This window comes from Sphingopyxis soli (genome assembly GCF_018682675.1).
GTDB lineage: Bacteria > Pseudomonadota > Alphaproteobacteria > Sphingomonadales > Sphingomonadaceae > Sphingopyxis > Sphingopyxis soli.
In genome coordinates this window covers 1-13,729 of the sequence record NZ_JAFMTR010000017.1, presented here as the reverse complement: position 1 = coordinate 13,729, position 13,729 = coordinate 1, and the positions used below count along the sequence as shown (strand labels likewise).

Annotated in this window: 12 protein-coding genes, 2 tRNA genes and 1 pseudogene; 10 read left to right on the top strand and 5 right to left on the bottom strand. The window is 64.2% G+C overall.

What is annotated here, in order from left to right; genetic code table 11:
• Positions 1 to 65: 65 nt before the first annotated feature.
• Positions 66 to 641, bottom strand: a pseudogene (locus J1N50_RS02510) (integrase core domain-containing protein); the annotation flags it as partial.
• 22 nt (positions 642 to 663) lie between these two features.
• Positions 664 to 1,941: a DUF3089 domain-containing protein gene (locus J1N50_RS02505; RefSeq protein WP_215350050.1), complete on the bottom strand. Its 1,278-nt coding sequence runs from the start codon at positions 1,939 to 1,941 to the stop codon at positions 664 to 666.
• A 234-nt stretch (positions 1,942 to 2,175) separates the two neighbouring features.
• Between J1N50_RS02505 and gatC the strand changes: the two genes are divergently transcribed.
• The 6 genes from gatC to J1N50_RS02475 all read left to right on the top strand — a co-directional run bounded on the left by gatC (position 2,176) and on the right by J1N50_RS02475 (position 8,327).
• Positions 2,176 to 2,478, top strand: a complete 303-nt coding sequence (gene gatC / locus J1N50_RS02500; protein ID WP_215350047.1) for an Asp-tRNA(Asn)/Glu-tRNA(Gln) amidotransferase subunit GatC — start codon at positions 2,176 to 2,178, stop codon at positions 2,476 to 2,478.
• Between the two features lie 115 nt (positions 2,479 to 2,593).
• The gene (gatA, locus tag J1N50_RS02495; RefSeq protein ID WP_215350046.1) at positions 2,594 to 4,075 is read left to right on the top strand and encodes an Asp-tRNA(Asn)/Glu-tRNA(Gln) amidotransferase subunit GatA; all 1,482 of its coding nucleotides are present in this window, start codon (positions 2,594 to 2,596) and stop codon (positions 4,073 to 4,075) included.
• 99 nt (positions 4,076 to 4,174) lie between these two features.
• Complete coding sequence (gene gatB / locus J1N50_RS02490) at positions 4,175 to 5,641, top strand: Asp-tRNA(Asn)/Glu-tRNA(Gln) amidotransferase subunit GatB (protein WP_215350044.1); 1,467 nt, start codon at positions 4,175 to 4,177, stop codon at positions 5,639 to 5,641.
• Between the two features lie 184 nt (positions 5,642 to 5,825).
• A complete protein-coding gene (locus J1N50_RS02485; protein ID WP_215350042.1) occupies positions 5,826 to 6,569 on the top strand; it encodes a hypothetical protein in 744 nt (247 codons plus the stop codon).
• Positions 6,566 to 7,735: a M48 family metallopeptidase gene (locus J1N50_RS02480; protein WP_215350040.1), complete on the top strand. Its 1,170-nt coding sequence runs from the start codon at positions 6,566 to 6,568 to the stop codon at positions 7,733 to 7,735. The genes J1N50_RS02485 and J1N50_RS02480 overlap by 4 nt, the downstream gene beginning before the upstream one ends.
• Before the next feature lies 1 nt (position 7,736).
• On the top strand, positions 7,737 to 8,327 hold the full coding sequence (locus J1N50_RS02475) for a hypothetical protein (protein ID WP_215350037.1): 591 nt from the start codon (positions 7,737 to 7,739) through the stop codon (positions 8,325 to 8,327).
• On the opposite strand, the gene J1N50_RS02470 is transcribed toward J1N50_RS02475, so the two are convergent.
• Complete coding sequence (locus tag J1N50_RS02470) at positions 8,305 to 8,520, bottom strand: hypothetical protein (protein ID WP_215350035.1); 216 nt, start codon at positions 8,518 to 8,520, stop codon at positions 8,305 to 8,307. The genes J1N50_RS02475 and J1N50_RS02470 overlap by 23 nt on opposite strands.
• 178 nt (positions 8,521 to 8,698) lie before the next feature.
• On the opposite strand from J1N50_RS02470, the gene J1N50_RS02465 reads away from it, so the two are divergent.
• Positions 8,699 to 8,783: transfer RNA gene (locus J1N50_RS02465), tRNA-Leu, on the top strand.
• An 88-nt stretch (positions 8,784 to 8,871) separates the two neighbouring features.
• Positions 8,872 to 10,461, top strand: a complete 1,590-nt coding sequence (tig, locus tag J1N50_RS02460) for a trigger factor (RefSeq protein WP_215350033.1) — start codon at positions 8,872 to 8,874, stop codon at positions 10,459 to 10,461.
• A gap of 286 nt (positions 10,462 to 10,747) precedes the next feature.
• Here tig and J1N50_RS02455 read toward each other — a convergent pair whose 3' ends face one another.
• Positions 10,748 to 11,365, bottom strand: a complete 618-nt coding sequence (locus tag J1N50_RS02455; RefSeq protein WP_215350031.1) for a DNA-3-methyladenine glycosylase family protein — start codon at positions 11,363 to 11,365, stop codon at positions 10,748 to 10,750.
• Positions 11,366 to 11,466: 101 nt separating this feature from the next.
• On the opposite strand from J1N50_RS02455, the gene J1N50_RS02450 reads away from it, so the two are divergent.
• Complete coding sequence (locus J1N50_RS02450) at positions 11,467 to 11,784, top strand: 2Fe-2S iron-sulfur cluster-binding protein (RefSeq protein WP_215350029.1); 318 nt, start codon at positions 11,467 to 11,469, stop codon at positions 11,782 to 11,784.
• A 3-nt stretch (positions 11,785 to 11,787) separates the two neighbouring features.
• Here the strand turns inward: J1N50_RS02450 and rlmB are convergent, their stop codons facing one another.
• Entirely contained in the window at positions 11,788 to 12,555 is a 768-nt protein-coding gene (gene rlmB / locus J1N50_RS02445) for a 23S rRNA (guanosine(2251)-2'-O)-methyltransferase RlmB (protein ID WP_215350027.1), read from the bottom strand.
• Positions 12,556 to 12,634: 79 nt separating this feature from the next.
• Here rlmB and J1N50_RS02440 point away from each other — a divergent pair.
• Positions 12,635 to 12,720: transfer RNA gene (locus J1N50_RS02440), tRNA-Tyr, on the top strand.
• Positions 12,721 to 13,729 lie beyond the last annotated feature (1,009 nt).

Sequence of the window (13,729 nt, the reverse complement as noted above, 5' to 3'; positions counted from 1 at the left end):
CGTTCGTCGATGCTCGTTAAGCGGATAGTTCGTGACATGCTTCCCTGAAATGTAACCGCTTTTTGCTAGGTGTCTGGTCCCGGCATGTGGTGGTTGGGTTTGACGATAAAGGCATCGGGCTTTGTTTCCCAGAGTTTCTCGATGGCGTCGTAGGGTGTCCTGAACTTCAGAGCCTTAAGCTGCTTGGCGAAGTTGTAGGCGATCAGCCAGTCGCTCCCATGTTGTCGTAGTTCCCGGATCGAGCCGTAGTGGAAGGATTTGACGGTCGCTTCCTTGATGGTGCCCACCATCCGCTCGGCCTGGCCGTTGGTCCATGGGTGATAGGGCTTGGTCAGCCGATGCTCGATGCCGTTCTCGAGGGAGACCCGGGCGAAGATGTGGACCAGCCACCCCCGGCTCTGGCCACGCGGGAGTTGGGTGAACCGGACGCCATTGTCGGTCAGTACGGTGTGGATCCTGCAGGGTACGGCCCTGACGAGTGATTTGAGGAAGGCCGCCGCCGCCAGCTTGGCGGCCTTGCGACAGATGCGGGCGGAGACCAGCTTCGAGGTGCGATCCACCGCCCCATAGAGGAACCCTTTGCCGCCTTCGTAGCGCAGTTCGGCAATGTCGATGTGCAAGTAGCCGATCGCATAGTCCTTATCGCATGCTGGGACCAAACAACTAGGATTTGGGGGCAGTCTCGGGTGTCGCCGGAATCTCCACAGGCGCCGCCGGCGGCGGGACCGGGGAGGGCTTGCCCTCGTAGGTCGCCAGGCGCCGCAGCGCGTCGGCGCGAACATTCGCCCAGAAGAGAGTGATGTCGAAGACGTGATAATTGTTGCCGGGCAGCACATAGCTCGGTGCATAATTCTTCGCCGCCTCGGCGTCGCCGATCAGCAGGAAGCCGCGGTCGTCGTCGCATTTTGCCCCGACCTTTTTGGCGATGAGCGTACCGGCCTTGAAGCCTTCGCTGGGCTTCAGCGTGCCGAGGTTCGCTTGCGGGCCCACGACGGTGTCGGGAATGCCGGTGAGCGGATTGGTGCAGAGCATCCGCGTGCCTGCGCGCGGGCGGCCGTCGAAGCCGATCGTGCCGTCATAGGCGCCGATCACCATCGACGGGTCGGCGGGCTCGGCGAAGGTGGCCCAGCTTAGGATGCATCCCTTCTGCTCGGGGGTCTCGCACGCAGGCAGGCCCAGCGCCGCCATGTCGGTATCGCGGCTGATCGGCCAGCCGATGACATAAGCCGCGACGATCCGCTTCGCGAGCGGGGTGCCGGCGACCCGGTTCCTGAGCAGGGTCGTGAGGTGCAGCGCGCCCTGGCTGTGGCCGGCAAGGATGATCGGCTTGTTCTTCGGGATCGATGCAAGGAAGGCGTCGAAGGCCTGTTCGACGTCGCGGTACGCCGCGTCGATCGCCTTGCCCGCGGTGACGCGGTCGGTCGCAAGGAAAGCGCCGAGCGTCGCCTGGCGGTAACGCGGCGCCCAGACCTCGCCTGCATCGCCGAATGCGCTCGCCATTCCCTGCATGAACAGCGTCGCGCGGTAATTGGCGTCCGCGTCGTCGAGCGGGGCGTTCCAGCTCGCCTTGCTGTAATAGCTGGTCGGGTGGACGAAGAAGATCGCGGCGTCGCCCTTCGCCGGTTCGGCTTCGGCGGCGCCGGCTTCGGCGGCCTTGGCCGATCCGATCAGCTTGCCGCCATCGGCCTTGGCCGCGACCGCTTCCGTCCGGCCTTCGGCCGGCGGGCGCCAATCGGCGGGATCGTCCGCGAGACCCGGCCGCGCAAACCACATCGCCGGATCGTCATAGGCGTTGGGCGCGGCGGCCGCTTGTTCGACGAACTGCGTGCTCGGTACAAAGGCGACGCGGCCGAACCAGCCCGGATTGAGCTGATAGGCGACGCCAAAGCCGAAGATGACGAGGATGATCGCGGCAATCAGGTAGAGAAATTTGCGGGCCATCGGGGCTCCAGTGGGGGAGAGGATTTTCAGGCTCTCTAGCCGGTCATGACGAACCCTTCAAATGGCGCGTGACGCGATCGTCGCGGCCCGGTCAACCCTCGCTACGCGAGCGGTCGCGCTGGTGCTGCGCGCCGTCGGCGACTCCCCATGAGTTCGTCGCGGGAAGGATCAGCATGGTTGAAGCGGGCGGGGGAGGATGCTAGCGGCGCAGCTTCTCCCGATAAGGCAAGATGAATGGCAATCGATCAGGCAACAGTCAGGAAAATAGCATCGCTGGCGCGCATCGCGATCAGCGATGCCGAAGCCGCCGCTATGGAAGGCGAACTCAACGGCATTTTGGGCTGGGTCGAGCAACTCGGCGAGGTCGATGTGACCGGAGTCGAGCCGATGACCGCGGTGATCCCGAACAGGCTCCGGTTGCGCGAGGATGTCGTCGACGCCGACCCGCTGACCGGCGGCAACCGCCGCGACGATATTCTGGCCAATGCGCCGGCGCCGCAGCACGGCTTTTTCGGCGTGCCGAAGGTGATCGAGTGATGGGCCGCGCCCTCGCTCCGTTTGCCCTGAGCTTGTCGAAGGGCCGTTCTTATCTTCCCCGTCCGAGCAAAGAAGTACGGCGCTTCGACAAGCTCGGCACGAACGGTTTTTGATGATGACTGATCTTACAAATCTAACGGTCGCGCAGATCCGCGACGGCCACCGCGCGGGCGATTTCAGCGCCGTTGAAGTGGCGGAAGCGTTCAACGCCAATGTCGCGGGCGCGAAGGCGCTGAACGCGTTTATCGTCGAGACGCCCGATCATGCGATCGCCGCGGCGAAGGCGGCCGATGCCGACCGCGCCGCGGGGACGCTGAAGCCCTTGTCGGGCGTGCCGATCGGGATGAAGGACCTGTTCTGCACCAATGGCGTCCAGACCACCGCCGCGAGCCATATGCTCGAAGGCTTCGTCCCGCGGTACGAATCGACCGTCAGCCAAAAATTGTGGGACGCCGGGGCGGGGATGCTGGGCAAGCTCAACCTCGACCAGTTCGCGATGGGGTCGTCGAACGAGACGAGCTATTTCGGCAATGTGATTTCGCCCTGGCGGCGCAAGGACGGCGGCAACGCCGCGCTCGCGCCGGGCGGATCGTCGGGCGGATCGTCGTCGGCGATCGCGGCGCGGCTGTGCCCCGCGGCGACGGGGACCGACACCGGCGGCTCGATCCGCCAGCCCGCGGCCTTCACCGGCATTTCGGGGATCAAGCCGACCTATGGCCGCTGCTCGCGCTGGGGCATCGTCGCCTTCGCCAGCTCGCTCGACCAGGCGGGGCCGATGGCGCGCGATGTGCGCGACTGTGCGATCATGCTCGAAAATATGGCGGGCTTCGATCCCAAGGACGCGACGAGCCTGAACCTGCCGGTGCCGAACTGGGAAGCCGCTTTGTCGAGCGATCTCAAGGGCAAGACGGTCGGTATTCCCAAGGAATATCGCCTCGACGGCATCGATCCCGACATCGACGCGATGTGGGATGCGGGCATCGCGATGCTGAAGGATGCGGGCGCGAACGTGGTCGAGATCAGCCTGCCGCACACCAAATATGCGCTGCCGGCCTATTATATCATCGCGCCCGCCGAGGCGTCGTCGAACCTCGCGCGCTATGACGGCGTGCGTTACGGGCTCCGCGATCTGCCGCAGGGCGCAGGTCTGCAGGACATGTACGCCGCGACGCGCGCCGACGGCTTCGGGCCCGAGGTCAAGCGCCGCATCATGATCGGCACCTATGTGCTGTCGGCGGGCTTTTACGACGCCTATTACACGCAGGCGCAGAAGGTGCGGACACTGATCGCGCGCGATTTCGAGCAGGCTTTTGCAAGCTGCGACGTGATCCTCGCGCCGACCGCGCCGTCGGCGGCATTTGGGCTCGGCGAGAAGATGGCCGATCCGCTGGCGATGTATCTGAACGACGTGTTCGCGGTGCCCGCGAGCCTTGCCGGGCTGCCCGCAATGTCGGTCCCCGCGGCGCTGAACCGCGAAGGGCTGCCGCTGGGGCTGCAGATCATCGGCAAGGCGTTCGACGAGCAGGGCGTTCTGAATGCCGGGCTGGCGATCGAGGAACGCGCGGGCTTTACGGCGCGGGCAGAGAAGTGGTGGTGATTTAGTGGTGTGCTCCTGCGAACGCAGGAGCCCAGGGCGGCCTAGCGCTGCCCTACTCTGGGTTCCCGCTTTCGCGGGAACGCACAAAGGATGCGGATGATGAGTGATTATCGAGTGCAAGGCGAAACCGGCGAGTGGGAGGTCGTCATCGGCCTCGAGGTCCATGCGCAGGTCACCTCCAACGCCAAGCTGTTCTCGGGCGCCGCGACGGCGTTTGGGGCGGAACCCAACACGCAGGTGTCGCTGGTCGACGCCGCGATGCCGGGAATGCTGCCGGTGCCGAACCGCGAGTGCATCCGCCAGGCGGTGCGCACCGGCATGGCGATCGATGCGCAGATCAACAAATGGTCGCGGTTCGACCGCAAGAATTATTTCTATGCCGACCTGCCGCAGGGATACCAGATTTCGCAGCTTTATCATCCGCTTGTCGGCGAAGGTTCGCTCATGATCGAGGCGGACGAGAAGGCGGGGATTCCCGAGGCGAAGCGGATCGGGATCGAGCGCATCCATGTCGAGCAGGATGCCGGCAAGCTGATGCACGACCAGCATCCGACGATGAGCTACGTCGACCTGAATCGTTCAGGCGTCGCGCTGATGGAGATCGTCTCGCGCCCCGACATGCGCTCGCCCGCCGAGGCCGGCGCTTATGTCCGCAAGCTGCGCTCGATCCTGCGTTACGTCGGCTCGTGCGACGGCAATATGGAAGAAGGCTCGATGCGCGCCGACGTCAACGTCTCAGTCCGCAAGCCTGGCAAAGAGTTCGGCACGCGCACCGAGACGAAGAACGTCAATTCGGTGCGCTTCGTGATGGCGGTGATCGAGGGCGAGGCGAAGCGCCAGGTCGCGCTGATCGAAAGCGGCGGCACGGTGGTGCAGGAAACGCGGCTCTACGATCCCGATCGCAACGAGACGCGCTCGATGCGGTCGAAGGAAGATGCGCATGATTACCGCTACTTCCCCGATCCCGACCTGTTGCCGCTCGAACTCGACGATGCTTTCCTCGCCGAGTGCCGCGAGTCCTTGCCCGAACTGCCCGACGCCAAGCGCGCGCGCTATCTGGCGGCGGGCATTTCGGCGTATAACGCCGACGTGCTGACCGCCGAGGTCGAGAGCGCGCTGTGGTTCGACGCATTGCTCGAAACCGGCGCGAAGCCGGTCGCGGCGGCGAACTGGGTGACGAGCGAGCTGTTCGGCGCGCTCAATCGTCTGGGCAAGAGTTTCGCGGATTGCCCGGTGACTCCGGCGCAGGCGGGCGAACTGCTCGGTCTGGTCGCCGACGGCACGATTTCGGGCACGATCGCCAAGCAGGTGTTCGAGAAGATGCTCGAAAGCGGCGACGGGGCCGCCGCGATCGTCGAGCGCGAGGGCCTGAAGCAGACGAGCGACACCGGCGCGATCGAGGCCGAAATCGCCAAGGTGCTGGCCGCCAATGCCGACAAGGTCGAGCAGTACAAGGCTGGCAAGGAAGCGCTGTTCGGCTTCTTCGTCGGCCAGACGATGAAGGCGATGCAGGGCAGGGCGAACCCGCAGGTGGTGAACGAGCTGCTGAAGAAGGCGCTGGGCTGACGCCCGGCGCCGGGCGCCTTCCGGCCCCGCGGTTGAGCCGTAAACCGCGATAGAACCAAAGCGGCGCAATCTACTGCCGCGACGTCATAATTTCCTCTTGCCGAGCGATTTGCTTTCGAGGATGCAGGTCGCGGGGGGAGAGGGCATATGCTCTCGTGCCCGATGAACATCCGGGGGGTCGGGGATGCTAAAAAAATGGGTTGCGACCGTCGCTTTGACGGCTTCTCTGGCGGTTGCGGTGCCGATGGTATCGGCTCAGGAGAAGAGTGCGGTTCGCGAGGGATTCTCGGCCGAAGCGTTGAACGGACAGAAGATTTTGCTGTTCCGCCCATCGGTCTGGGTCGGAGAGCAGTCCACGGCAGGTTTGCCTGAGCCGAATGCGGACTGGACGGCGCAGGCGCGAGAACTTCTCGACAAGGAGCTGTCCCGGCGGCAGGGCGAATTCCGCAACGAGCTGGTCATCGAGCCCGATCTGGTGGGTGATGATGCGCGCCTTTTCTCGGAACATCGCGCGTTGTTCGGGTCGGTCGCCAACTCCGTTGTGAACTACCAGTTCTTCCCGGGAAACCGACTTCCGACGCGGAAAAACAAGCCCTTCGAATGGACGCTGGGCGAGGGGACCAAGGAAATCGCTGAAAAAACCGGCGCGCGATACGGGCTCTTCGTGAAGACGTCGGATCAATATGGGTCGTTCGGGCGCAAAATGTTTCAGTTTCTCGCGGCGGGGCTGGTCGGCGTCGGCGTCCAGTCGGGCGAGCATGTAGGTTATGCCGGTCTCGTCGATCTGCAGACGGGCAACATCGTCTGGCTGAATGCCGACGAAAAGATGGGCGGCGACGTCCGCACCGAGGACGGCATGCAGAAGCGTGTCGCGCAACTTCTGGAGGATTTTCCGGGTCTCAAGTCGACGCCCTTGGCGGCGAAATGATGCGGCGTCTGTTCGTGGCGGCGGTGTTGCTGGCCGCCGGCCCCGCAATCGCCAAGGATGCGGCGTTCGATCGTCCGACCTATGCGGGGGCCTATGAGCCGCAAGGAGTCGACGAACGCGGGCTGTGGATGCAATTTGACGAGCATGAACGCGGCTTTCGGGATTCGCCGCTCGTCGTTCGCGACGAGGCTCTAACCCGCTATGTTAAGGGCGTGCTGTGCAAGGCGGTCGGCGAGGATCGCTGCGACGCGACGCGTGTTTACGTCGTGCAGGACAAGAACTTCAACGCGAGCATGGCCCCCAACGGGTTGATGATCGTCCACACTGGGCTGTTGGCACGCGTCTATTCGGAGGCCGAGCTCGCGACCATATTGGGTCACGAATTTGCCCATTTTGAACTGCGGCACTCGCTGAACGGGTTCAAGAAGCGGCGGGGCGGGACCGACATATTGGCATGGCTCAGCTTGAGCGGCGCGGCCTTCGGACAAAGCACAGCCGCCGCCCAGATGGCGGTGGTGACCGGTGTGTTCAGCTTCAATCGCGATCAGGAGCGGGAGGCCGATTTCCTGTCCGCCTCCTATATTCGCGCCTCATCCTATCCCTTACGGGCGTCGATCGTCTGGAAGCGGCTGATGGAGGAGGAGGACGCGCTGCGCGAGGAACGGAAGCAGCGCAAGGTCCGCCGCGCGACGCCCGGCGCAACCGATACTCACCCGACAGATATGCAGCGCTTCGCCTATTTCTCCGAACTGGAGGCTCAGCCCAGCGCGCTCGACGGCGACGATGGCGCCGCGGCCTATCGCGATGCGACCGCACGCGTCTTGCCGACGCTGTTCGACAGCCTCGTGAAGAGCAACGAGTTCGCCGGTGTCGACTATGTGATTCAGACCAGGGGTAGCACGCTCGGCTGGGACGGGTTGCTGCTCTACGCACGCGGTGAATTGTACCGGCTGCGAGGCAACCCGCGGGATCTCATGACCGCGCGGCAGCTTTATGAAGAGGCGATCGCCACCGGGACGGCGCCCGCCGAAGCGTGGCGCGGTGCCGGCCTGACCGCGATCCGCGGCGGCGACAGTGCTGCGGGTCGAAGCGCGCTCACCGAATATCTGACTCGAATGCCGACGGCCTCCGATGCTGCGGCGATGAAAATCCTGCTGGAGAACTGATATGGTCCATCTTCGTGGAGCGATAATTCTTTGCGCTGCCCTTTCTGCCGCCTGGAGTTTGCCGGCGAGTGCGGGCTGGAAGCTGGTGTCAGGCAATCAGGTCGCGAGGGTCGACAGCCTTTCGATAACGCCGCAGAGCGACTGGAACCAGGGCGGCCGCCCAGGTGAGCAAGGGCGCGTGTGGACGCAGGATGGGGTCGGGCTTAACGCGATCGAGTTCTTCTCTGCGGTGCCGCAAGGCGCGCCGCTGTACAAGGAACGAGACAAGAAGAACAATCCGATGCCCAAGTTCGACAGCAAACTGCTGTTGCCCGAACTGGCGGATTTTTTCGAACGGAGCTTCCGCGCCCAGAATCAGGTATCCGACTTCACGATTCTGGAATCGACGCCTACCGACATTGGCGGACGAAAAGGGCTGGCGGTTCGCTACCGCTACACTCTGCCCAATGACGAATTAACTCGGCTTGGCGAGGCACGCATGGCCGTTGTCGAGGGCAAGCTTTACGTCACGAATTTCTATGCGCCACAATTGCACTATTTCGACGCGGGTCTGCCAGAGGCGCGCGCGATTATGGAGCGCACGCGCTTTTAATCTGACCGGGCGGCACCTCGCTCGGCCCGCGTCCCGGTTCGTCCACATCGCCGCCACCGAGCCCGCCGGGGATTTCCTGCGGCTGCCCCGCCGGGTCTTCCAGCGGCGTCGGCTGTACCGGCCGTTCGGGCGGCGCCTGTGGTTCGATCGTGTCGGGTTTCGGCTTCGGAAGCGGGTCGGCGGCGGTCGTCATGGCGATTCTCCTGATTTCACCAACGAACGGGCGCGGCGTATGTTCCGGTCGCCCGGTTGGCGGGGATTTTCGCGGCTTTCCGCCCTTGCCCTCGGCGACGTGTCTGCTATAGCCCCGCGCGGCCCGCACGGGCGTGCGCGGCAGCGCGCGATGTCGTGCACCCCGGCCGAAAGCTCCTGCGGGCGTGGCGGAATTGGTAGACGCGCTGGTTTTAGGTACCAGTATCGCAAGATGTGGGGGTTCGAGTCCCTTCGCCCGCACCACCTTCGCGAGCAGCAGGCCGGGAATGGGGAACTTCGTCTGTCGGGCGAGGTTCGATACGAGATTTTGAGCAAGGATAAGACCAAGGCAATGAAGACCGTCGAAACGCTGAACGAAGGCCTGAAGCGCGAATATCGCCTGACCATCACCGCGAAGGATATCGACGCGCGCGTCGATGAGGAAGTGAAGGCCGTTGCGCCGACGGTGCGGATGCCCGGCTTCCGCCCCGGCAAGGTTCCGCCGAACCTCATTCGCAAGATGCACGGCGAGGCGCTGTCGGCCGATGCGCTCAACAAGGCGATCGACCAGGGCGTCAAGGACCTGATCGCGAAGGAAAAGCTGCGCCCGGCGATCCAGCCCGGCGTGACGCTCGCCGACGGTTATGAGCGCGGCAAGGATGCCGAGCTGACCGTCGCGCTCGAAGTGCTGCCCGAGATTGCGGCCCCGTCGGTCGAGGGGCTGAAGCTCGAACGGCTGACCGTTCCCGCCGACGATGCGGCGGTGATGGCGAAGATCGAGGAATTCGCTGCCCAGATGAAGCGTTTCGAGGAAGCGCCGAAGACCAGGAAGGCCGCGACGGGCGACCAGGTCATCATCGACTTCGCGGGCAGCGTCGACGGCGTCGCCTTCGACGGCGGTACGGGCGAGGACATGGCCGTCGAGATCGGCTCGGGCCAGCTCATCCCCGGCTTCGAGGATCAGCTCGTCGGCGCCAAGGTTGGCGACGAAAAGACGATCAAGGTGACCTTCCCCGAAGATTATCCGGTCGAGAATCTGAAGGGCCAGCCCGCCGAATTCGCGATCACCGTCAAGGAAGTGAAGGTTCCGGCCGCGTCGAAGATCGACGACGAGTTCGCGAAGTCGCTGGGCCTCGAAAGCCTCGACAAGCTGAAAGAGCTGATGAAGGACCAGGTCGAGCAGGAGCTCAACGGCCTGACGCGCACCTATATGAAGCGCAAGCTGCTCGACCAGCTCGCCGCCGCGCACGACTTCGACGTGCCGCCGACGATGGTCGAGGCCGAATTCGCCCAGATCTGGCAGCAGCTCGAGCATGAGGCGAGCCACGAAGCCGATCCCGAGGCGGCGAAGGCCGAACTCGAAAAGGATCGCGACGAATATCATGCGATCGCGGTGCGCCGCGTCCGTCTGGGCTTGCTGCTCTCCGAGATCGGCCAGGCGCACGGCGTCCAGGTGTCGAACCAGGAAATGCAGCGCCTGATCATGCAGGCGGCGCAGCAATATCGCCCCGAAGACCGCACGCGCTTCATCGAATATGTCCAGCAGGACGCGCTCGCCGCCGCCCAGCTTCGCGCGCCGCTCTATGAGGACAAGGTCGTCGACTTCCTGTTCGAGAAGGCCGAGATCAGCGACCGCGAAACAACCCGCGAGGAACTGGAAGCCGCGATCGAGGCCGACGACGACGGTCACGTCCACGGCCCGGGCTGCGGCCACGACCATCACGACCACGATCACAAGCCCGCCAAAAAGGCTGCCGCCAAGAAGCCGGCCGCCAAGAAGGACGCGGTGAAGGAAGAGGCCAAGGCCGAGGACGCGCCCGCCAAAAAGGCTCCGGCGAAGAAGGCCGCGGCTCCGAAGGCGGAGACCGAGGAAAAGCCCGCCGCCGCGAAGAAGGCGCCGGCCAAGAAACCGGCAGCGAAGAAGGCGGCTCCGGCCGAATAAGCTTCGCACATGGCGAATGGAAAAGGCCGGGTGGAGCGATCCACCCGGCCTTTTTCTTGTCGGTTCGCGCCGCGGGGGCGAATCCCGAAGCGCGCGGGGCCAATATTGCCGCTGGTGCGGCCCTTCGCCGACTGCACCTATCGTTGTCCAGTCGAACCCGGCCGTCACACCCTCCAGCGGAACATAGCCGCGGCCGGGCCAGAAGGCATCGGGAAGGCGGCAACCTGCCGGACGCTGGGGATGGTGGTCATCCGAACCTCCGTTCGGTGTTTCGCGGCTCCCCCTATCAGATCACATCCATATTGTAGCAGTGCCAGCTGAAGATCGCCGCGGCGCCGCGGTGCGGGCGCCAGGGTTCGGCGAGCTCGCGCACGGCCTTTTCCCCCGGGCGCTCGCCGAGCTGGAGGATGCGGCCGACGGCTTCCTGCACCGCAAGATCGCCCGCGGGCCAGATGTCGGGGCGCCCTTCGGCGAAAAGCAGATAGATTTCGGCCGACCAGCGGCCGATCCCCTTGACCCTGGTCAGCAATGCGATCGCCTCCTCGTCATCGGCGGGCAGGGCGTCGAATTTCAGCTCGCCGTCGATCACGAGCTGCGCCAGGCTCTTCGCATAACCCTGTTTCTGTGCCGACAGGCCGCAGGCACGCAGCGCGTCGAATTCGGCAGCCGCCATCACCTCGGCCGGGCATCCTTCGCCGAACCCGGCCTCGAGCTTGTTCCAGATCGAATTCGCCGCCGCCACGCTGACCTGCTGGCCGACGATCGTGCGCAGGAGGGTCGTGTATCCCCGTTCGCGGATGCGCGGTTCCGGATAGCCGACATTGGCGAGCGCACGCGCGAAATTGGCGTCGCGCTCCGCCAGCGCGTCGATTCCCGCGTTCAGCTGCTGCTGGCTGAGACCCATCGCATATTCTCCATTTGTTCTTGCCGCTGCTGATAGCAACGCTTGATTTGCCGCGCAACGCGCGACATAGCGCCTGCGACAAGAAACCGATGGGGACTAGCATGGCCAAGCTGATTGTCGTGACGCGTGACGGGACCGAGCATGAGATCGAAGGCGACACCAGCCTGACCGTGATGGAAAATATCCGTGACGCGGGCTTCGACGAGCTGCTGGCGCTGTGCGGCGGTTGCTGCTCGTGCGCGACGTGCCATGTGCACATCGAGGGCGGCGACAAGAGCGCGATCCCCGCGATGAGCGAGGATGAGAACGACCTGCTCGATTCGACCACCGACCGCGACGGCAATTCGCGCCTGTCGTGCCAGATTCCGTTCAGCGACGCGCTCGACGGCCTTCGCGTGCGGATTGCCGCCGAGGATTGAGACTTACCGGCCCGCTGTCGCGACCGCGTAGAGCGCGATCGCCGCGGCGTTCGAGATATTGAGGCTCTCCATCCGCGGCGAGATGGGGAGCCGTGCCAGCACGTCGCAATGTTCCATGACGTTGTGGCGCATGCCGTCGCCCTCCGACCCCAGCACCAGCGCGACCTTGCTGCCGTCGAGAACCGATCCCAGCGTCGTTTCGGTGTCGCCCATCAGTCCGATGCGCCAATATTGCGCCTCGGCGATTTCCTCGAGCGCGCGCGACAGGTTGACGACGCGTACCCACGGCACGATTTCGAGCGCGCCCGACGCCGAGCGCGCGATGACGCCGCTTTCGGGCGGGCTGTGGCGATCCTGCGTGATGATCGCCGCGGCATCGAATGCGGCGGCAGAGCGCAGCACCGCACCGATATTGTGCGGGTCGGTGACCTGGTCGAGGACGACGAGCGGCCGCGTACTTCCAGCGTCGACCTCATCCTGCAGCAGGTCGCCGAGGTAGATTTCCTCGAGCGGATCGACCTCGATCACGAGACCCTGATGCGGAGCGTCGCGCGCGACCAGTCGCGCCAGGTCGGCGACGTCGGCGTAGCTGATCGGAATCACCGGCGGCAGGTCGAGCTGGCCGAGCGCCTCGCGTGTGCCCCAGATGCGCTTTACGGTGCGTTCGGGGTTGGCGAGCGCGGCGAGAACGGCGTGGCGTCCCCAGAAACGGATGGCCTGGCCGCGCTGGCCCGAGCCCTGCGGGCGGCGGTGACGGGAAAATTGTCTCATGGCCGCGCCTTTCCCATGACTGCCATTGACAGGCAAGTCTCGTTTCGCCATTGGGCCACTTCCCAAAGCGGGCCCCAATGGACAGGTGGCCGAGTGGTTAAAGGCAGCAGACTGTAAATCTGCCCGGGTTTCCGTACGCTGGTTCGAATCCAGCCCTGTCCACCACCCTCTGGTCCGAGGGCATCTCTGAAATCGCTGGAAGCCGCAGAAAGCCAGGGTATTTTCCCTCGGTCGTTCCTCTGCATCCCATGCCGTATCACTGCAGCGCGGTGGAAACTGTGGGGAGAATGTGGGGCTGATTTTTTCGCCCCCTTAAGAATCGGGCCTCAGAGTGTGGGGGGCTTGTGCTCGATCATGCGCACGCGAACGGCTGGCGCTCCACCGAAGCTCTGGCGGGCAAGTGGCAGCGTGAAAGTCGGGCGCAGATTGCCCCGCCGGATCAAGTCTCCCGTGAATCGCAAGGCCATGCCTTACAGTTAGTTGCCCGAATTCATCGCAGCCTTACGGCGAAAGCCGGCTTTTGGACGGTTGGCGCTCGAACTGCGCATAGTTACCGGCGTGCGCAGTCAGGAGGCTCTCCGTTGACAAGCGTAAACATAAGCTTTGCGTTGTTGGTCGGTGCGGCCATGTTTCCGACCTGTTGGTGCGGCAAAAAAAGTGATCTACGCCTGCTGCAATGGCGAAATGGCGCGTCCGAAAGATATGCCTGCGCCCGGCGTAGAAGCTTGATGCCGGAAGGACCGGAAGCGCGCGCTGCATATATGAGGCAACGTGCTGGGCAAGACGAAAATAGGCAAGATTTGAGAGGTATGCCACGCGATTCCGGCTTGTCACCTGTCCGGCGGGAACGGAGGCGTGGTGTTCGACTTGTAGCGGGCTGCGCCCGGCGGCCAGCCCAAGAGGGCGGAGATCCCCATTTTCAATTGGTCGCCAAAAGCCGTCGGGCGCTATCGCTAAATCGGCTCCGTCTGAGCGTTTCCTTTGCTGGCCATTTTGGTCGCAGGAGAACAATCATGGGTAGGTCAGAGCCGGATCATTTAGCTTGGGGCGGAACGCCCGCTCTTTTTGTTCGACGCCTAAAACCCGACAGTCGCCGATCGGCCAGCTTCGATTCTACACTCCCGGAATTCGTGCGAGTTCAGCGGGCGTGACCACCGGCTCGTTGCGATCCTTT